Origin of the sequence: Enterobacter sp. RHBSTW-00975 (genome assembly GCF_013615235.1) — a bacterium.
In the GTDB taxonomy this organism is placed as follows: Bacteria; Pseudomonadota; Gammaproteobacteria; order Enterobacterales; family Enterobacteriaceae; genus Enterobacter; species Enterobacter ludwigii.
In genome coordinates, this window is the sequence record NZ_CP055883.1 from 3,577,507 (window position 1) to 3,595,845 (window position 18,339).

Consider the following 18,339-nt stretch of genomic DNA (forward strand, 5'->3'; position numbering starts at 1 on the left):
GCAGTAAATCTTCCACCCTGGGGTTGCTATGAAAAACGAAACAATAAAGTGCCCGTTCTGCTTTACACAAAGTCCTCACGGTGTGCGGATTTGTAAAGGCTGCCATGCAAAGATCGCTTACGGTGAAAGCCCGCTCAGTGTGGCATTCCTGTTTCAATTCGTTGCATTTGGTCTCGCGTGGTTAGCATTTTCGTGGACTGGCAGCACTCTTGTATCAGTCATTACGTTTTTCGTAAGCATCATTATTCTTATCTATAAAATTAAAAAAACGTATGCAGACAGAGTTGTTTTTATACGGTGAAATTAATTTCACACAACCGCAAACCTAAAATGAGAAAGTAAATGAACCGATTTATAAAGTCATCTTTTTTTATTATTGTCTTCCTGCTTTCTGGCTGTTCAACATCAGGGAACCAGAACCTTAAAAACGAAACACCTCAAAGCCTCCAATCAAAGATCATTAAAAACAAAACAACTAAGACGGAATTACTCACTAAATTAGGTGAGCCTGATACAAGAACCACACTCGATGACGGAAATGAGCAGTGGAGATACTGTATGTATAACAATCAGTTCAATGCAACAACTTTCATTCCAGTTGTAGGGCTGTTTACTGGCGGTTCGCAGACTCAGTCTAAAACTCTTGAAATAGATTTCAAAGGCGAAATTGTCAACAAATGGACGTTCTCCACTGACAATAACAACACCAAAACGGGCGTTCTTAATTAATTACTTCTGGATAATAAAATGAAAATATACTCAATCCTTGCAGTTATCCTTACTACATGTCTTCTAACTGCATGTAACAGTGAACCATCGCAAGACGATATATACAATGCTTTCAAAAATGTTGTAGATAGATCAAATGGAAGTATGAAAGCTCTGAACTCAAGTATTCCCGAAAAAGATCTTTTAAGAATCGATTATGTGAAGAAAGTTAGCTGCACAGAAGAAGCAAACAATGTTTATAACTGCATTGTCGATGCCTCTATTAGCAACATGAAACAGACAAAGCCTGTAAAGCTTGTGAAAGCTGATGGTAACTGGAAAGAAGTTCAGTAGTAGCCTATATCAAGAAGTCTCTTTTAGCCCCCGCATAGGGGCTTTTTATTGCCTATAACCTGACGGCTCTTACGCGAACTTCATGAGTTAACTCTCCCTCAATTACTTTCATTTCATATTGTGCTTTAAAAGTATTATAAATATCTTCTGCCTGGTTCTGGTTATTATCAATGTAATTAACAAGGGAGTTTAGCTCTCTAAGAACAGCTTCTTTATTATTTAACTGTCGCAACAGATTACTTGTAAGGCATTTGTATACAGAACTAAACATTGTCATAATGTTGTCTATGTTGCGATTAGAATGAGTGTATAGCTGTTTTGGGTAGAAATACTTTAAATGATAGCCAACGAACACTAAGTATAAATGATAGGAGAAACTTTTATCTCCGGGCTGGTATCGTTTTGATATATATTTATCAATTATAATGATAAGTTGCTCTTCCAGAGTAAACTCTGGATTGATGATTTTTTTGTCCATAAAATGCATCCTTGCATAATTGAAATAGTCTTCCTGACCATATGTTTATATTTATCGCATTTATTTAACTTGTCAATAGGTGTAACCTATCAATTGCTATTTTTTATTAAATGGTCTATTCAATTGTTCCATAGTGAGACCATGTCTATAAGCATTATACTGCCAATAACTAAATTGCTCTTTGTATCTATTGTTCTGTTTTTTTAACATTTCATTTTCGGCTTTTAGATTTAATATTTGTTGTGCCGCAATCGTTAAATTTGCTGGTTTTTTAAGACCTGATTTTTTCAAATTGGACAAATTTTTCTTTTTTTTATATGCTTCAACAACTTCATTATGAGCACTTAAAGATTGCCTTGTGATGGTTCTGTTTAGATTTTTATATACTGATTCACATAAATCATCCCATGTGATTTTGCCGTCCCAAGCCAATATAATATTTGTAATTGTTTTTATTTCACTCCTGTTTAAATGTTTTGCCATATGTATCTCCTGTTTCAATTATTCAATAGTTTATTAATTCTTTCCAAATTTTTCTGATGGTGTTGCAGCCATTTGTCTGCACCATAATCACCATTTTCACAAGCGGTCTGCGTTATACTCTTCAGTTTTGTTACTTTTTCTCGGATAGATTCAAGCTTCATTCTATCAATTGATTCCATGTCCAGTGCCTCATTGTCACATTCCAAAAACTGATTAATTTTATTACAAGGTTGAACCAAATAGTTATGCACACAGTAACCAAATTCTGTTAAGTGAATTGCCCCTTGATAAAGGTTATCGAAGTCAACTGGCGATTCAATTGAGGGAATTAACTCTTTCTTACAATAATTACTCTTGATCAATTTAATAGCTTTGATTTTATCTAACATATCTTCTTCCGACACATGGTTATAAACTCTGTTCTGATTAGCATTAATACGACCAGACCATTTAGCTATATCAAGTTCAGACATTTCACCATAGTGAGCTATTGTATTTAATAGGTGCCGTGGTTGGTGTGAGCGAATAAGTAGTGGTTTACCCTCATCATCATAATACCCATATCGTGCAAATATATTTTTATATCCCACCTCAAAGCTTCTTTTACTTTGTATATCGCTAAAGAAGAAACTTTTAGTCGGTTTGTAAAATATGAAAATTGAAGCCATTCGTGATAAAGAAAATTGATCAGCATTGAGCAAGCATAAAGCATTACTAAATCTTATAGATTTCTCTTTATCGTACCATGGAAAGTCTCTGCTAAAACCAGAACTAATCATTTCCCATAGTTCGCACAATGAATAATTATAATCATTGGAGTTTAAGAAACTTTTTCCACCATCCAAACTCGTTCTTTTAATTTTTAAAACACATGATTTATGATCAAATAAATGATACCCCAGTGCATGGCAAACTTGTACAACGGTCAATTTAGTTTTTTCATCAACTGTTGGGCAAAGCTCATGTCGGTAAAATTTATCAGGGTGCTTTTCGCACCAGTGAGCAAGTGCTCTTGCATTTTGTGATAAGGAAAGTAATCTTCTAATCGCTTTCTTTGCAACTGGTATCATAACCCGTGGAATCCATTTGATATTAGGGCCATACCCCTTAACCGAATAAAATCTCAACCCATATCTTTCGATACCCTTGCCATCTATTTGTGTAATCTCACAATCAGCAGGTAAGGCTAAAATCTCAGAGATTCTGCTCGGACAACAAAGTAGAAGTGCAAATACTGAACTGGTGAACTTATCCCTTGGGCTCAGTAACTCATCATTTTTAGAAAAAATATCAGCAATAGCGAGTAATGCCTCTTCATCTGGTAACTTATCGCGTCGGTGATAATCCTCGATCTCAGGAAGGTAATTATTTTTGACTTTCTGTTTCACATGGTTTTTCCATGAGATATATCCTGACTTCACAAGATTATGTTCACATAGAAACTTTGATATTTTTTCAAGCTGTATTCCACATTTAGCCAAAACGTTACCTTCAAAATATTTACTTCCGATCTGCATTGCCTCATCGAAAACAACGGCTGTAACATTATAAATGAGACCCGTGTTCTGAACCTGCAAAAGAGCCTGTTCGAGACATCGCAAGGCCATCATAATAGCCCCATAATTTTTCAATGGTTTCAATGAGTGTTGATATCTAATATATGCTTTCGCAAACTTGATATAATCTTCGTGCATTGCGTCATTGGAATCAAAGACTTTATTTCCAACCCCTATTTTTCTAAATGTGACATATCCTTTCCAGGCATACTGGTCCCAATCCTGAGTTTGGGTTAGTCCGATCAGTTGATAGCGACAAAACTTTATAAATTCATTATAGTTGCTTTCTGCCGTAAGTTGTTTTTTAGATTTAAATAAAATAATATTATTCATTTGATATTTACCTCATCAATATCGTCTGGCATAAAGAAAGCACATTTATCACAAGGGAAATTTTTATTTAAATTCTGACTTATGCATTTTCTTGAAGAGCAAAACTTAATATGATAATTCTCTTTCGAAGTGATTCCATTCATAAAAATATCAGCGACAAATGACAACTGTTCTGAAACTGCGGAATCAATCCTTTCAACACTGTCAGCATGATTTTTAATATAAATCCCTGCACTTGAAGTAGAGGAATGATCCAATAATTCAGCTATAGTATTAACATTATGCCCATCCTTAGCCAGCAAAGTTGCTATTGTATAACGAAGCCTACGAGGAGTAACATTTAGTATCGAACCGGTACGGTTGGATATTATCCCCCCATTATTAACAATATTTTTCAATGCTACATTAGCAATTGTAGGCTTCGCATATAATTTATTATACTCCAGAAGAATTGAACCTGTTATGGATAAATCTGAGAGTTTTTCCTCATTTAAAAAGATAGGAACTTCTCGTTTAGAATAATCATCAAGAGTTTTTCCAAGAGCTTGCTCAACAAGTTTCACTGATTGATTAGCTTGCAATTGAACAATTGATGCAACCTCTGATATTATTGCAAGTTCTCGATATCGTAGTTCTTTACCCCGTTGTTTAACTCGTGGCACTGAAATTACATATTCAACTTTTCCATTATCTAAGCTCTTTTGAAGAAGGTCTTTGTATTTCAACATAACTAACTGCTGAGGTCTTCTACCTGTAAGGCTGATCAATAGTGATAGGCTTTGTTGAATAAATCGAACTTTTGCTGAGTTGAAGGATCAGATCACGCATCTTCCCGACAACGCAGACCGTTCCGTGGCAAAGCAAAAGTTCAAAATCACCAACTGGCCCACCTACAATAAAGCCCTCATCAACCGTGGCTCCATAACTTTCTGGCTGGATGATGAAGCTATTCAGGCCTGGTATGAGTCAGCAACACCTTCTTCACGAGGCAGACCTCAGCGCTATTCTGACCTTGCCATCACGACTGTGCTGGTCATTAAACGCGTATTCAGGCTGACCCTGCGCGCTGCGCAGGGCTTTATTGATTCCATTTTTTCTCTGATGAACGTTCCGCTACGCTGCCCGGATTACAGCTGTGTCAGCAGGCGGGCAAAGTCGGTTAATGTCAGTTTCAAAACGCCCACCCGGGGTGAAATCGCACACCTGGTAATTGATTCCACCGGGCTGAAGGTCTTCGGTGAAGGCGAGTGGAAAGTCAAAAAGCATGGCCAGGAACGCCGCCGTATCTGGCGTAAGCTGCATCTCGCCGTTGACAGTAAAACACATGAAATCATCTGCGCTGACCTGTCGCTGAACAACGTTACGGACTCAGAGGCCTTCCCCGGGTTAATCCGGCAAACCCACCGGAAAATCAGGTCAGCCGCCGCCGATGGCGCTTACGATACCCGGCTATGTCACGATGAACTGCGGCGTAAGAAAATCAGCGCGCTTATCCCTCCCCGAAAAGGTGCGGGTTACTGGCCCGGTGAATATGCAGACCGTAACCGTGCAGTGGCTAATCAGCGAATGACCGGGAGTAATGCGCGGTGGAAATGGACAACAGATTACAATCGTCGCTCGATAGCGGAAACGGCGATGTACCGGGTAAAACAGCTGTTCGGGGGTTCACTGACGCTGCGTGACTACGATGGTCAGGTTGCGGAGGCTATGGCCCTGGTACGAGCGCTGAACAAAATGACGAAAGCAGGTATGCCTGAAAGCGTGCGTATTGCCTGAAAACACAACCCGCTACGGGGGAGACTTACCCGAAATCTGATTTATTCAACAAAGCCATAGTGATATTGCATAATGTGGCAGTGACAGTTCACCTTTTCTATATGAATGATTCATAGCCTTAATCAAAGAAGTATGTTCTTCTTTAGTTAATGGTCCCTCTGTTGGATCATCTTGAAGCACAGACTGATCAGATTTTTTTATTTTTAGGTCCAAATGCTTTAACAGTTCTACCGCACTTTCATCTATTCCAGGATATCCTAACTCAAACCATTTAATCAAAAATGGTCGTAAAACACGAAATGATGCTGGGGCTTTTGATAATTTCTTATTTTGATATTCAATTAGAACCTTATCATCAATATGAGTAGGAGATAGTTTACGGATAAGACTCTCCATATTTCTAACAATATTTTTCACATACAAATAGCTGTTGCTATTAAAATAATATTGTACTGTATATACAAATCCACAAACCAAATTTTCGTTCATAGCATACATTAAGTTTGTAATATTGATTCCATTGTTTTCAATCGAACTGACGATTTTATGTTCATGCAAAGACATTTTATCCGAGTTGTATTTAATTAAATTATTCATCAAATTCTCCTTTGAATAGTTGCTCTTGTTGCTCAAGTGCAGTTTTTTTCGATAGCTCAAAAATATGCCTGCGATTATAAATTATTGAAGTTTCTGAACCCGGTCGCCATCCCATGAGATAAGAACGGATTTGTTGCTCTTTTTCATCGGATATGTCCTGATTCTTGTCTATTGCTTTCGAAAACTCATAATTCCATGTATGTCTGAGTTTGTGACCCGTCAATCCACCTAGAAGTGTGGAGGATTGACGAACAACACTCACTATCTTATGGTATGAGGAAAATGACAGAGGTTGCCCTTGGGTCTTTCCTTTCTTATACGTAATAAACAGAAAATCATGCTTATCAGAATTTCTAACTTTCCTACGATCATTCAAAATATAATCCGAAATTTCATATATGAGTTTGGTGTCAGCGATTAATTTTCTCTCGCAAGTCTTCACTAATGGCTGATAAACTCGTGGATCTATTTTATCATTTGCTCTCCTCCTTATTGCTATTGTTGATTCTGCAAAATCTATGTCACCAATTCGCAGATTTAAAAGTTCACCGGCTCTCATGCCAAAGCAATGTAATAATAGGAACATTAAGTTATTTCTTTTTTGTACTGTTTCCGTAAACGGATTCAAGTTACTTCCTGGAGAAAGAATGCTAAACAAAGAATCCAGTTGAGCTTTGTCTAAGCTCTTTTCGATATCCATAACATATTTGTGGCTTTGTTGAATAAATCAGATTTCGGGTAAGTCTCCCCCGTAGCGGGTTGTGTTTTCAGGCAATACGCACGCTTTCAGGCATACCTGCTTTCGTCATTTTGTTCAGCGCTCGTACCAGGGCCATAGCCTCCGCAACCTGACCATCGTAGTCACGCAGCGTCAGTGAACCCCCGAACAGCTGTTTTACCCGGTACATCGCCGTTTCCGCTATCGAGCGACGATTGTAATCTGTTGTCCATTTCCACCGCGCATTACTCCCGGTCATTCGCTGATTAGCCACTGCACGGTTACGGTCTGCATATTCACCGGGCCAGTAACCCGCACCTTTTCGGGGAGGGATAAGCGCGCTGATTTTCTTACGCCGCAGTTCATCGTGACATAGCCGGGTATCGTAAGCGCCATCGGCGGCGGCTGACCTGATTTTCCGGTGGGTTTGCCGGATTAACCCGGGGAAGGCCTCTGAGTCCGTAACGTTGTTCAGCGACAGGTCAGCGCAGATGATTTCATGTGTTTTACTGTCAACGGCGAGATGCAGCTTACGCCAGATACGGCGGCGTTCCTGGCCATGCTTTTTGACTTTCCACTCGCCTTCACCGAAGACCTTCAGCCCGGTGGAATCAATTACCAGGTGTGCGATTTCACCCCGGGTGGGCGTTTTGAAACTGACATTAACCGACTTTGCCCGCCTGCTGACACAGCTGTAATCCGGGCAGCGTAGCGGAACGTTCATCAGAGAAAAAATGGAATCAATAAAGCCCTGCGCAGCGCGCAGGGTCAGCCTGAATACGCGTTTAATGACCAGCACAGTCGTGATGGCAAGGTCAGAATAGCGCTGAGGTCTGCCTCGTGAAGAAGGTGTTGCTGACTCATACCAGGCCTGAATAGCTTCATCATCCAGCCAGAAAGTTATGGAGCCACGGTTGATGAGGGCTTTATTGTAGGTGGGCCAGTTGGTGATTTTGAACTTTTGCTTTGCCACGGAACGGTCTGCGTTGTCGGGAAGATGCGTGATCTGATCCTTCAACTCAGCAAAAGTTCGATTTATTCAACAAAGCCCATATTTGTCATTGTTTCTTGGTTTCTTTCTTTTTATGTTGTTGATGAAAACAAGTATCTGTTTGATTGTATCTTTCTGACCTGTATGAGAAAGAAGAATTTTACATAGCCATTCTAGATAGTTAGCTATTGTTGTAATCCGAAAATACTTAGTTGGTTTTTTGACATTTGAAATCCTAAAATTACCATCCCCTCCATCTCGGAAATTTAATGAAGAGAATTCAATCAAATCCTCAATTTCATAAGGAGCAAGAAACTGCATCTTCTGGATTCTTTCATCAATATTGATATTTTTTCTCATAAAGAATCGATATAACAATGAAATGCTACCGGCAATAACCTTCATTGTTGATATAGACTCTGACCGATTTCTGACTTGTGTTGTTATATACAAATTTGGATAATACAATGGTTCACCAGTTTTTTTATTTACAACATGGCAATACCTCTCACCATTTTCCAACATAAACGAATCGACACAAATACTGTACATATTTTCCTCCTAAACCTTACAAAAAGTATAATTCCAATATATTAATAATAAGCATTTCGTAGATTTACAAATTTATTTGGATCGTTAGAACCATTTATTTAAATTAAAACAGTGAGATAGACGATTATTCCTGTCAAATTATCATCTGGTAGATCTAGTTTATGTTATGTACACCTAATACTTCGAAACCTATCTCACTGCCTTGCTAATAAACGGCAACCAAAATAATGTAAGTTATTTTGTAAGGTTTTAAGCCAAAATATGGGGCCAAACTTTACATTTTTACAAAAGAGTTTTCAGCCCAATCTGGTATTGAATTATTCGCTTTGAAAGATTTCTCATTTCAACGGGACATTTAATTAGCGAGAACCATGTCTCGTAAACATAAAACTGCTCGAAAATATTAAGCTCAGAGATCGAGTCTAAGGGCTCTCTCAAGTTTCCTACAAGGTACTGACTGAGCCAGTAAATGATTTCTTTATTAAATTCGTTATTGGGTAAATCATAAATTGCTCCGGGTTCGAAGATCTTGTAAAAAAGATCATCGCCTAAATTGCACATATGGTTATCTTCACTCACAAATTCTTCGATATTCATAACATGTCTCCCCAAATTACCTAAGCAACATTATTTCGACTTGTTTCGACAACTGATTGAATCCACTCGTCAACTTCACTCTCGACAAAAGCAACGGCACGAACACCGATCTTCACTGGTGCCGGAAACCGACCTTCACTGATCAGACGATAGATCCAGGCTTTTCCGTAGCCAGTTCGTTCGAGAACTTCCGGTAAGCGTATGAGGCGAGTTGCTTGATTGTTCATTTCGTTATCCCTTGCCGTTGTGATGGGGCAACTGTACGAAAAGTTACGAAGAGAAAGTAGTGAAACTCCTTATACAGGAGTTCTCTACTGTTACTCTGTATAGGGTTCTCGAAGCTCGTGCTGCCCAGAACAGGGGAATTTGAGGGCACCTGAACTTCCCCTTTTTTGCCAAATGTGTGTCTGTAACAGCAGTTGAAGAGTAAACAGATAGGTGAAAGAGTGGATAACTCGTTGAAGATTGAACTTGGGAAGACAATTGGTTGTGAAGTGGTCAGTGCTAGAGGTTGCTGATATATTGATATCAACAACTTGGGATATCTTCCTTAACAGAATCATCGAGTATGGTTTTACCCTGTTAAAGCCCTAAGATAGCCCGGCTACCGCAGCCCTCTAAGTCTTATAAAGCATTCTCAGTCATTCAGATCTACAATATCTCAGAAAAAGTACAGACTATTGAGAATGTACCTTTAGGTCTGCTGCTCACCGTTACCTTAGATGAGGGATCATTTTTGGTTAAATGACACTCAGAATGCTACCTTTAAGTACCATTTATCGTACATCTATCTCCGAGGTCCTTAAGATAAAAGTACTACTTATGGTCGCTTAAATGTCAAACAAAGTTTAATGGGAAACTATGGAAATCGATATTGAACAAATAATAAATCGTATTGAGGAGCTTAAAAATGCGAATGAAGCTCAGACTGTTGAAAATTTGTTACCTGACATATTACTCCCGCTTTTTAAAAGTGAAGGATATGAGTCGATTCATAGAAATGTCCGGCTAAAACCTTTGCCAAGTAACTCTATTAATGAATGGGACATGATTATAAGCAAAGGTGAAAATTCAGACTTTCATAAAGACTCGATTGGTGTTGAAGTAAAAGTATATAGAAACAGAAAAGTCGATACAGGTATTGTTAATCAAATAATCAATAAAGCCAAACTTTCCGATCTTAAAAGAAGTTTTATTTTCAGCCCAAATGGGTTTTCTGATAGTGCATTAAATTTAGCTTCTAACCATCCTCAAGAGCTTGAACTTTATGACTTTACATCTTTGAGAGACTGGGTTTATACGTTAAAAGATCAAGACCAAAATATTGAACATGAAATTAACTTTATTATTAAAACTGCATCTAAAGCATTTATTGAGGCCATTGCTAAAAACCCCAAAGCTCTTGACAGCTTAGAATGGCGTGACTTAGAGAGGCTTTTGGCGGAAACTTTTGAAGGGATAGGTTTTTCGGTAACCTTAACACCGTCAAGTAAAGATGGAGGTAAAGATATAATTATTCAGCATGAAATGGAAGGGAAGATTAAAAGCTATATTGTTGAAGTTAAACATTGGAGATGTGGTAATAAAGTAGGCTCAAATTTAGTTGATTCTTTTTTCAATATAGTTGTTAAAGAAAAACATGAAGCAGGTATTTTTATTGCAACTAATGGCTACACAAATACTGCCTTTGAATCTTTAACTAAAATTGAGAGGAAAACAATAAAGTTTGGAGATGAATCAAAAATAGTTTCTCTCTGTAAAACTTACCTCCGTGTGCAAAATGGTCTTTGGTCACCAGAGATGAACATATCTGATATGTTATTCGAGAGTACTATTTAGCTTAATTTACAATCTACCCTTCAAAGAAGGGTAGATTTTCAAAATTGATTTTAAATCTCAATCAGACAATTTAACCACATCTGAAACTTTCATATTCTTCAAATGACTATTCTTATTAATGAAGAAATGGAATTGCCTGATAAAATCAATCGTGCTGGCTTTAAGAGCCAATGGCCTGTCAGTATCTTTTATCTGACTGGACTGCCTCATTTCGCTTTCTTCGTCATCGTCTGTATATAGTAGTCTGGATAACCTGTCGTCAGAGATACGGATTTTTTTAACGGCTGCCCACACCAGGACATCCAGCATAGGTATTACACGATAACTGATGAGTTTCTTGATAGTTCCGTATCCAAAACGAACAGATTCCAATGGGTTTTCATCAATACCCTTAACTTTACGCCATTGCGGTAATGCCGCTTTAAGCGACTCTGCAATCTCTTCGTCTGTGCCACTGGCCAAATCTATCTCGAACATGACTGTTCGTGTAAACTGATCTGGCATAATGTCTGAAAGTGATTCCTCTCGAAGCTCTGCGTTTATAGAATAATTGTCACCTTCATGCCAAAGAAAACCTCCACGTTGCATTGCAATAATGCTCGTTTCAGCGAGACGATCTAGGGTTGTTAGAAAAAAATGGGGAGGCTGGAAAAGTTTGTTAGCAGGAGTCATGTATCCCAGTTGCCCTTCTTCGATTAAAAAAGGGTTGCCGCTGAAAATCTTTGAGAAGTAACCCATAAGAGTTCTGCTCTCAAACTCTTCTCGATACTCCTTAAAGAACAAGTTTCGGGCCCATATCTCATGGTAGAACTGGAGCAATGAGAGGTCTTCAAATTTGCGATATGTATCAATCTTAAACCAACTCTTGATGTCTTTTGTATGCTCTGGTGACCAATTGTTCAAAATTCATTCTCCACCTATGCTGGTACTGCCCTACGGGTACAATTCAGTTATGTTGAAAAACTACCGTATACACTAATCGGTGGAAAGCAGATCCTGCTTACGCAGTTCAGCTACCAACTGGGAGTTGAAATGAGGATTTGTTATTTTTTGATACAATTTGCCAATCTGCTAATCGAGAGAACTCATACCATTAATATTTATGGTTCCTTTTTAGAACCATTCATAAAATCAAAGCCTTAAATAACATTAAAAATCAATGGAATGGATGATTAACCACAGGGACGCCAGCGCTGGAACCAGCCTTGCGGGCTTTTTTGTGTCTGTAATTTGTCCCGCAAAGTCTAATTTGAACTTGTAAGCATCCCAGCTTCAGTTCTATGCACTTTTTGAGTGTTCCGGTTTTTCAGCCATCAGCCGGTACTCTTCCGGCGTCAGGCTATTCAGGGATTCATGAAGCCGCTCGTTGTTATATTCCATCAGCCAGCGCTCGGTAATCTCCCGCGCTTCATTCAGTGTTCTGAACAGGTAAAAATCCAGGATTTCTGTCCGGTATGTCCGGTTGAACCGTTCGATAAAAGCATTTGGTGTAGGCTTACCCGGCTTTATAAATTCGAGCTGCACGCCATGCTCTTCGGCCCATTGTGCCAGCACCATCGAGACCAGTTCTGGCCCGTTGTCCATCCGCATTTTCAGCGGATAGCCACGGTTTGCCACGATCGTGTCCAGCACCCGGATGACTCGCAGAGCCGGGATATTCAGGTCGATTTCTATCGCCAGTGCTTCACGGTTAAAATCATCCACCACATTAAAGGTCCGGAAGCGTCTGCCGCAGACCAACGCGTCGTGCATAAAATCGATGGACCAGCTCTGGTTTAACGCTTGCGGTGTCGCCAGTGGTGCTGGATTACGCACAGGCAGCCGCTGTTTTCCCTTGCGGCGAAAATTCAGTTTCAGCAGGCAGTAAATCCGGTGAACACGTTTATGGTTCCAGGTATTACCCTGCCTGCGCAGCAGCTGGAACAGTTTCTTAAAATCGTAACGCGGATAGCGTTCTGCCAGCTCAGACAGCGCATGGATAACCGGTTCATCACGCCGGGTATCAGGCTGATAAAAATACACCGTCCTGCTCAGCGATAACGTCCTGCAGGACTGGCGTAAACTCATGGCAAATTGTTCCGTCAGATAGCTGACGAGTTCACGCTTTATCGCTGGTTTTAAAGCTTTTTTTCGATAACGTCTTTGAGTGCCCGGCACTCAAGATTCAGGTCGGCAAACATCTGTTTCAAACGTCGATTCTCATCCTCAAGGTCTTTGATTTTTTTAATATCGGCCGCTTCCATCCCGCCATATTTAGCTTTCCAGTTGTAATAGCTGGCTTCCGAAATAGCGGCCTCACGGCACACATCCTTGACGGTACGTCCGGCTTCAACGGACTTCAGAACGGCGATGATCTGGTGTTCAGTGAATCGGGCTTTACGCATAGCGATCTCCTCAGGGGACATAATCAGTATGTCGGAAGATCTCTAAAAGTGAATGGGCCGTTTTGCCGGGATACTTACATCCTGGCCGAGTTGACTAAGCGGGTGCACCAGATTTTCCCTGATGCCGAAGTGAGGGTAAAGCCGATGCAGGCGAACGGTTTGAATAGCGATGCCAGCAAAAGCGATCGGGAAAAGTTGAACCGCATGGTGGAGGATATGCTTGAAGAGGCCGATATGTGGCTGGTTTCTGAGTTCCCGGCAGTTCGACAGGTTGGTTTGTGAAGTTTAGCAGGCGGCTCAATTGGTCGCCTTCCTCGTTTTTGGACATTGTATTTTTTCAACCGGCACGCCTAATGCTTAAATGCTCGATTCGAACTTAATATTCAAACCTTCTTTGTAGTCCTCGGCAGAGGATACCTGTACAATAGTTCTAAAATGCCTCTGGCTTAACAACTCAAAATTGCATTGAGGATAATTAATGTTTGAGCTAACAAAAAACAGATCTACTACCCTCGAATCGTTCAGGGCAATATCGGCTTTTACTGTTATGCTGGCCCACTGTTATATCATTTTTATAAGCAAAAGATATCCCGATATTTATCCTATTGCTGGCGCCCTTGCCCAAAGCTCGGTAATGTTTTTTTTCGTGCTAAGCGGTTTTCTCATTGGCCTTTCTGTTAAAAACAACTTAAACAGAAACAAAGGCGCATTCAGTATTAAAGAGTATGCAGACGCTCGTTTTTTCAGAATTTACCCTCCATTAATATTTTCTTTAGTATTAGCGGCTTTTCTTTCACTACTTTCAATTTATGTTTTCAACATGCCTGATGGAAAACCTTTATCGGCGTGGGCCAGAATGCCTGGGTACTCACTAGACTTTATACCTACCCAGTATTTTTCGACTTTGACATTCTCTAATTACTTGCTAAATCAGGGCGTCTCATCAAACGGGTCTTTATGGAGTTTACCGATAGAAGTCTGGTGTTACGTTGTAGCTGGAATGACGTTTGTAAGAAACATATGGGTTAAAGTTATCTCAGTATGCTTATTCTTAATTTTACAAGACATGCATATTAAGTTTAGACTCTTTTCTTTAGTCTGGGCTCTATCTTTCGCAATGGCATTTGCTATGCCTATTATCGCAAAGATTAAAAATACAAGTTTCATTTGCATTTTAATTTCGCTTACGATGGCATTTTTTGCAAAAAATAACCTTGTTGAATTCTACACAACTAAAACGGGTCTTTACTTCAATACATTTATTGGATTGTCATTTTTATTCTTATTAATCCCCCTGCTAAAACACGACTTAAAAATCAACATTTTTAAAGCACATGCGAGATATTCCTACTCACTTTACCTCATTCACTTTCCATTAATGATTTTCGCCATTGCTTTGTTAATGCGCTACGACATTAGCAATCCTAATTATGATATCATCGCGTTCATATTAGTACCATTGGTGTGTATTTGGGTATCAAAAAAAACAGCATTATTATTCGAAGATAGAAATCGCATAAAAAACATACTTGCTCGTTAGCAGTTCGCGCACCATGAGGTGCGCGGACCTTATCTTCACTCGCTACCTGATTCTTCTGGCATTGAGAAAATCAATTTGCTGCCTTTTTTAACTGCAATGTACCTAGGACCTACAAATTCACTGTCACTTAATTTGTAGGTTTGAAATTCTGGAAACAGATCGCCCATACCATCCCATTCGATAATATTAGCTACAATTCCTTCACTAGTAATAAGCGCCTACAAATCATTCATTATGAAAACTCCCAGACAATCACTACGCCACCGCCGCCTTTTCCGCCATTGAATGTAGCAGTTGCTGTTCCAGATGCTCGCGCACCACCACCGCCATTATCTAATAATGAACAACCACCTGAACCAGAATTAGCCACAGATCCTGATAGCCGTACGTCAAAATTATACTGAGTAGTATCTGTGCTGGAATTCACATTTCCTCCGATTGGCAATGTTCCACCAGGCTGGGTCGACGCAGCGGCAACAACGATAGCTAGCACACTGTCGGCAGGCATGAACGTTCCACCATACCCGCCACCAGCACTTACTTGCGTCCCGAAACTGCTTAATCCCCCCACCTCCATTATTGCTACCCGCGCCGCCCAAGCCTCTTGCACCCATGGTAACTGTGACGTTTCCGGCTGGCACATCAAGCCGAGCGCGCGTATAACATCCAGCAGTGCCACCTGCTGCTGCTGCATTAGATGTAGCCGAAGCGCTAAGAGATACACCGCCGCCTCCACCTCCCTGTACCTCTACAATTATTTTTTTATGCCTACAGTAGAGGTATAAACGCCTGAATTAGTGAATATAGGCATATTTATTAACCGCCCACTTCCTACTGTACGCAGCATATTTTTAATTTATTCGGTTAATGCTGCGATATTCCCATCATCAGGAACATTGGAATTCCATGTCAACGCAATCAAATCTGTGAATGCCGCCATCACGGAGGATGATTGCCTCAAAGCCTTATTAATTTGAGTACTTGAAGTCACGCCTGCTGTAAAACCAGAAGATAACGTTTGGAGTGACTCCCAGTCGCTTTGCTCTGTTACATTCGCACCATTATTGGTTGCGAAGGGTTTGAAATCATTTATTGCCATTTGAGTAATACTCCCCATGCTCCTACATCGAATCCACCGATGTATTCGTTATTAATATCGAATCCAAATAATTTTGATCCCTCGGACGGTGTTTCAACCGAAGGCGTTTCCACATCACCAGCCCATACGCCAACTGCATTAATGGTGAGATAACCCTGTTTGATTGCGGTGATCCGTTCGAGAGACACATCAGAAATATCAGTCTCCGGGAATACCCAGACGGATATCGTCATATCCAGGTTATCGACGATCTGCATCTTGAGGCCAGAGCCTGCAGTCGCAGCGTCAAGAATGGGCGGCAGAGAGTCGTTGCGGCCGTCCCAGTTGTTGATAGCGATTTTTGCTTTCAGAATGATGTGGTAGGTGTCATCGCTCAGCGTCGTATAACCTGAATCCGGATCATACGGCCCTTGCCAGACGCCCTGGTCATATCCGAGCCCGTCGCTGTCTCAGCTGAAATAAACACCCTTAATGGGCTGGCTGACTATGCGGCTGCGACCAATCCAGAGTCGGAGGGTATCAAGCTGGACGCCTACCGCCGTATCAATGTCAAACACGCTAACAACCCCCCCGGGTGGCTGATATGATGTCAATCAGCGGTCGGGTGCTCAGGTCGATGTGATCAAAGTATTTCGGTCTGGTGGCGTGGTAAGTAGTGATAAGCCCCGTGTATTTACTCATGATGTCACCGCTATAACGATGTTCGCAGGAAGGCACGATGCTGATTCGTTGTAAGCGATGTTCACGTTCGCAGCAGCAACAGTTCCGGCTGATTTACCAATTAGCAGCTCCTGAATGTCGTAATAACGTGCACTGCCACCATTCACCACGCCGAGGTTCGCCGGGGAATAAATGCAACTCAGCAGAACAGAATCACCTGTTGTCAGCCCGTTGATGTAATCCGCGACGGCCTGCTGAATCTGTACGCCAATTTGCGACGTGTAGCCCGTAAAGACTTTAAGTGTGATATGCCCGTAAATCGGGACATCAGTCGAGCGCAAAAAACTGATCACGTGTGGATTACCGTAAGTGTCCGGCACCGTGACAGAGGTAGTCCCGTAGGTGGCAGTTCCCTGCCCTTTATTACCCCGGATAGTCTGGGCAATGTCTGTCACGTCCACGATGGCCGAGATAGAGTGTGGCGGCAGCGCGTTACTGTCGGTAGCGCCAGTATCATTCTCGTAGAGCTTGTGACGTGTCACGCCAGCAACGTTAGCAATCGCACCGTCAACGCCCTCAAACGGCGAAAGGGTAGCGCGACGCTCTGCCCCTGCCTGATACGCAGCTCTGCGTCGGTTTCTGCCGGTGCGCCTACGGTGGCCGCCGCCGGGTTGGTTACCGATGCCCATCCACGGGTCGGCGTGTTAATGGTGGTAATAGTCCCGGCCAGCGCTGCGACCGCGCCGCTGTTTGAGGAGGTGGCAGTAGCCGTCATCGTACCGTCAACGCCAATCACTACCGAGGCAGGAAGACGCCAGATCAGGTTATTAGTGTCTTTCACGGTACCGTTCATAATAGTTGTCCCTGCGGTGCCGGTGAGCAGCAGGTCCACGATGGAGTTCGTCGCCCCTTTGCGCACGATACCGTTAATTTTCACGGTCGCTTTTAATGCAGGTGCATGACCGACCTCAGGGCGCGCCAGTGCTGGCGCTGGAAGGGGATCCAGTGTCGGTAAAAAGCATGCAAAATCATGCACCTTATGCATGCATGGCTTTTATACGTAAAAATGGCGGGTTTTCGGAGATTTTTAAGCGGGCTACTGCACGGCCAGTTCTGCACGACAGCGGGTGTAATTCAGGCTCTGTGCAGGCGTGAATTTTTCACGATTATCATCGCGCGAATCCGCGTCAGGCCTGATTCCGATGGCCGTTAAAATGTCATTATCCTGTGCCGAATAATTAATTTTGTCTCCGGCCGCCAGCCAGACCTGTAGCGCCTCCCTCAGATAGTCGAGTGAGTGCTGCATGGCGCAGCGCTGAACGGCGGAATGCTGCCCGGAATAATTCATCAGCTCCGGGGCAAGCGCGGCGGCCAGTTCCGCGCCGTGCGCCTGCATGAAATCATTCAGACGGTTACGGATGCTGATGCGCTGCACCTCCTCATGTGAGCGGATATAACGCCCGGCAGCCTGATTTATTTCCCACTTTTTCACGTCGATAATCTCACGCAGCGTTTGCAGGCTCTGGCCACTGTGGCCGCTGCCGGCAAGCTGTTCGCGGTATGCCTGTTCGGCCTGCTTCAGTTCATCCCGGCGTTGCAGCCAGGCGGATTTATTTGCCTGACAGGCCTCAAAGGCTTTCTGTAGCGTCAGTGTGGTCACGTATGTTTCTCCTG

Annotated in this window: 18 protein-coding genes and 7 pseudogenes; 8 read left to right on the forward strand and 17 right to left on the reverse strand. The window is 41.7% G+C overall.

What is annotated here, in order from left to right:
- Positions 1 to 28: 28 nt before the first annotated feature.
- From HV340_RS24525 to HV340_RS17195, 3 genes are read left to right on the forward strand one after another with little or no spacing between them, the layout of a single operon-like run.
- Positions 29 to 301, forward strand: a complete 273-nt coding sequence (locus HV340_RS24525) for a hypothetical protein (protein WP_000787429.1) — start codon at positions 29 to 31, stop codon at positions 299 to 301.
- A gap of 41 nt (positions 302 to 342) precedes the next feature.
- Positions 343 to 729, forward strand: coding sequence for a hypothetical protein (locus HV340_RS17190; protein ID WP_181216108.1), 387 nt, complete (start codon positions 343 to 345; stop codon positions 727 to 729).
- Between the two features lie 18 nt (positions 730 to 747).
- The gene (locus tag HV340_RS17195; RefSeq protein ID WP_181216109.1) at positions 748 to 1,062 is read left to right on the forward strand and encodes a cell wall-binding protein; all 315 of its coding nucleotides are present in this window, start codon (positions 748 to 750) and stop codon (positions 1,060 to 1,062) included.
- A 52-nt stretch (positions 1,063 to 1,114) separates the two neighbouring features.
- On the opposite strand, the gene HV340_RS17200 is transcribed toward HV340_RS17195, so the two are convergent.
- The 4 genes and pseudogenes from HV340_RS17200 to HV340_RS17215 all read right to left on the reverse strand — a co-directional run.
- Positions 1,115 to 1,540 carry a hypothetical protein gene (locus HV340_RS17200; RefSeq protein ID WP_028016751.1) on the reverse strand — a complete coding sequence of 142 codons (426 nt, stop codon included), beginning with the start codon at positions 1,538 to 1,540 and terminating at the stop codon, positions 1,115 to 1,117.
- A gap of 96 nt (positions 1,541 to 1,636) precedes the next feature.
- Positions 1,637 to 2,023, reverse strand: a complete 387-nt coding sequence (locus HV340_RS17205) for a hypothetical protein (RefSeq protein WP_063859646.1) — start codon at positions 2,021 to 2,023, stop codon at positions 1,637 to 1,639.
- A gap of 14 nt (positions 2,024 to 2,037) precedes the next feature.
- A complete protein-coding gene (locus HV340_RS17210) occupies positions 2,038 to 3,912 on the reverse strand; it encodes a DNA-binding protein (protein WP_181216110.1) in 1,875 nt (624 codons plus the stop codon).
- Positions 3,909 to 4,691: pseudogene (locus tag HV340_RS17215) on the reverse strand (site-specific integrase); the annotation flags it as partial. The gene HV340_RS17210 and the pseudogene HV340_RS17215, both read right to left, overlap by 4 nt.
- Positions 4,692 to 4,764: 73 nt before the next feature.
- Between HV340_RS17215 and HV340_RS17220 the strand changes: the two are divergent.
- Entirely contained in the window at positions 4,765 to 5,688 is a 924-nt protein-coding gene (locus HV340_RS17220; protein ID WP_001118619.1) for an IS5-like element IS903B family transposase, read from the forward strand.
- Between the two features lie 57 nt (positions 5,689 to 5,745).
- On the opposite strand, the pseudogene HV340_RS17225 reads toward HV340_RS17220, so the two are convergent.
- The 6 genes and pseudogenes from HV340_RS17225 to HV340_RS17250 all read right to left on the reverse strand — a co-directional run.
- Positions 5,746 to 6,285 (reverse strand): annotated as a pseudogene (locus HV340_RS17225) (site-specific integrase); the annotation flags it as partial.
- Positions 6,278 to 6,994, reverse strand: a pseudogene (locus tag HV340_RS17230) (tyrosine-type recombinase/integrase); the annotation flags it as partial. The pseudogenes HV340_RS17230 and HV340_RS17225, both read right to left, overlap by 8 nt.
- A 58-nt stretch (positions 6,995 to 7,052) precedes the next feature.
- On the reverse strand, positions 7,053 to 7,976 hold the full coding sequence (locus HV340_RS17235) for an IS5-like element IS903B family transposase (protein WP_001118619.1): 924 nt from the start codon (positions 7,974 to 7,976) through the stop codon (positions 7,053 to 7,055).
- A gap of 78 nt (positions 7,977 to 8,054) precedes the next feature.
- Positions 8,055 to 8,546 (reverse strand): annotated as a pseudogene (locus HV340_RS17240) (site-specific integrase); the annotation flags it as partial.
- A gap of 282 nt (positions 8,547 to 8,828) precedes the next feature.
- Positions 8,829 to 9,143: a hypothetical protein gene (locus tag HV340_RS17245; protein WP_181216111.1), complete on the reverse strand. Its 315-nt coding sequence runs from the start codon at positions 9,141 to 9,143 to the stop codon at positions 8,829 to 8,831.
- 20 nt (positions 9,144 to 9,163) lie between these two features.
- The gene (locus HV340_RS17250; RefSeq protein ID WP_181216112.1) at positions 9,164 to 9,370 is read right to left on the reverse strand and encodes an AlpA family transcriptional regulator; all 207 of its coding nucleotides are present in this window, start codon (positions 9,368 to 9,370) and stop codon (positions 9,164 to 9,166) included.
- A 634-nt stretch (positions 9,371 to 10,004) separates the two neighbouring features.
- Between HV340_RS17250 and HV340_RS17255 the strand changes: the two genes are divergently transcribed.
- The gene (locus tag HV340_RS17255) at positions 10,005 to 10,982 is read left to right on the forward strand and encodes a restriction endonuclease (RefSeq protein WP_181216113.1); all 978 of its coding nucleotides are present in this window, start codon (positions 10,005 to 10,007) and stop codon (positions 10,980 to 10,982) included.
- A 57-nt stretch (positions 10,983 to 11,039) separates the two neighbouring features.
- Here HV340_RS17255 and HV340_RS17260 read toward each other — a convergent pair whose 3' ends face one another.
- Together HV340_RS17260 and HV340_RS17265 are read right to left on the reverse strand one after the other, a co-directional pair.
- Entirely contained in the window at positions 11,040 to 11,885 is an 846-nt protein-coding gene (locus HV340_RS17260) for a DUF6387 family protein (RefSeq protein WP_181216114.1), read from the reverse strand.
- 375 nt (positions 11,886 to 12,260) lie between these two features.
- A protein-coding gene (locus tag HV340_RS17265) for an IS3 family transposase (protein WP_126547888.1) occupies positions 12,261 to 13,366 on the reverse strand; the annotation gives its coding sequence in 2 pieces (ribosomal slippage) (positions 12,261 to 13,105 and positions 13,105 to 13,366; 1,107 coding nt in all).
- A gap of 48 nt (positions 13,367 to 13,414) precedes the next feature.
- On the opposite strand from HV340_RS17265, the gene HV340_RS17270 reads away from it, so the two are divergent.
- Both HV340_RS17270 and HV340_RS17275 read left to right on the forward strand, forming a co-directional pair.
- Complete coding sequence (locus tag HV340_RS17270; protein ID WP_059306118.1) at positions 13,415 to 13,648, forward strand: DinI family protein; 234 nt, start codon at positions 13,415 to 13,417, stop codon at positions 13,646 to 13,648.
- Positions 13,649 to 13,844: 196 nt separating this feature from the next.
- On the forward strand, positions 13,845 to 14,906 hold the full coding sequence (locus HV340_RS17275) for an acyltransferase (protein ID WP_059306117.1): 1,062 nt from the start codon (positions 13,845 to 13,847) through the stop codon (positions 14,904 to 14,906).
- 232 nt (positions 14,907 to 15,138) lie between these two features.
- Here the strand turns inward: HV340_RS17275 and HV340_RS17280 are convergent, their stop codons facing one another.
- The 4 genes and pseudogenes from HV340_RS17280 to HV340_RS17295 form a co-directional block, all read right to left on the reverse strand.
- A complete protein-coding gene (locus tag HV340_RS17280; protein ID WP_126547894.1) occupies positions 15,139 to 15,600 on the reverse strand; it encodes a hypothetical protein in 462 nt (153 codons plus the stop codon).
- A gap of 162 nt (positions 15,601 to 15,762) precedes the next feature.
- The gene (locus tag HV340_RS17285) at positions 15,763 to 16,005 is read right to left on the reverse strand and encodes a hypothetical protein (protein ID WP_126547895.1); all 243 of its coding nucleotides are present in this window, start codon (positions 16,003 to 16,005) and stop codon (positions 15,763 to 15,765) included.
- Positions 15,996 to 16,686: pseudogene (locus HV340_RS17290) on the reverse strand (DUF2612 domain-containing protein). The gene HV340_RS17285 and the pseudogene HV340_RS17290 overlap by 10 nt, the downstream one beginning before the upstream one ends.
- Positions 16,683 to 17,617, reverse strand: a pseudogene (locus HV340_RS17295) (baseplate J/gp47 family protein); the annotation flags it as partial. The pseudogenes HV340_RS17295 and HV340_RS17290, both read right to left, overlap by 4 nt.
- Between HV340_RS17295 and HV340_RS24530 the strand changes: the two are divergent.
- Positions 17,614 to 17,739 (forward strand): annotated as a pseudogene (locus HV340_RS24530) (acetyl xylan esterase); the annotation flags it as partial. The pseudogenes HV340_RS17295 and HV340_RS24530 overlap by 4 nt on opposite strands.
- A 22-nt stretch (positions 17,740 to 17,761) precedes the next feature.
- On the opposite strand, the gene HV340_RS17300 reads toward HV340_RS24530, so the two are convergent.
- A complete protein-coding gene (locus tag HV340_RS17300; protein ID WP_059306114.1) occupies positions 17,762 to 18,325 on the reverse strand; it encodes a phage polarity suppression protein in 564 nt (187 codons plus the stop codon).
- Between the last annotated feature and the right edge of the window lie 14 nt (positions 18,326 to 18,339).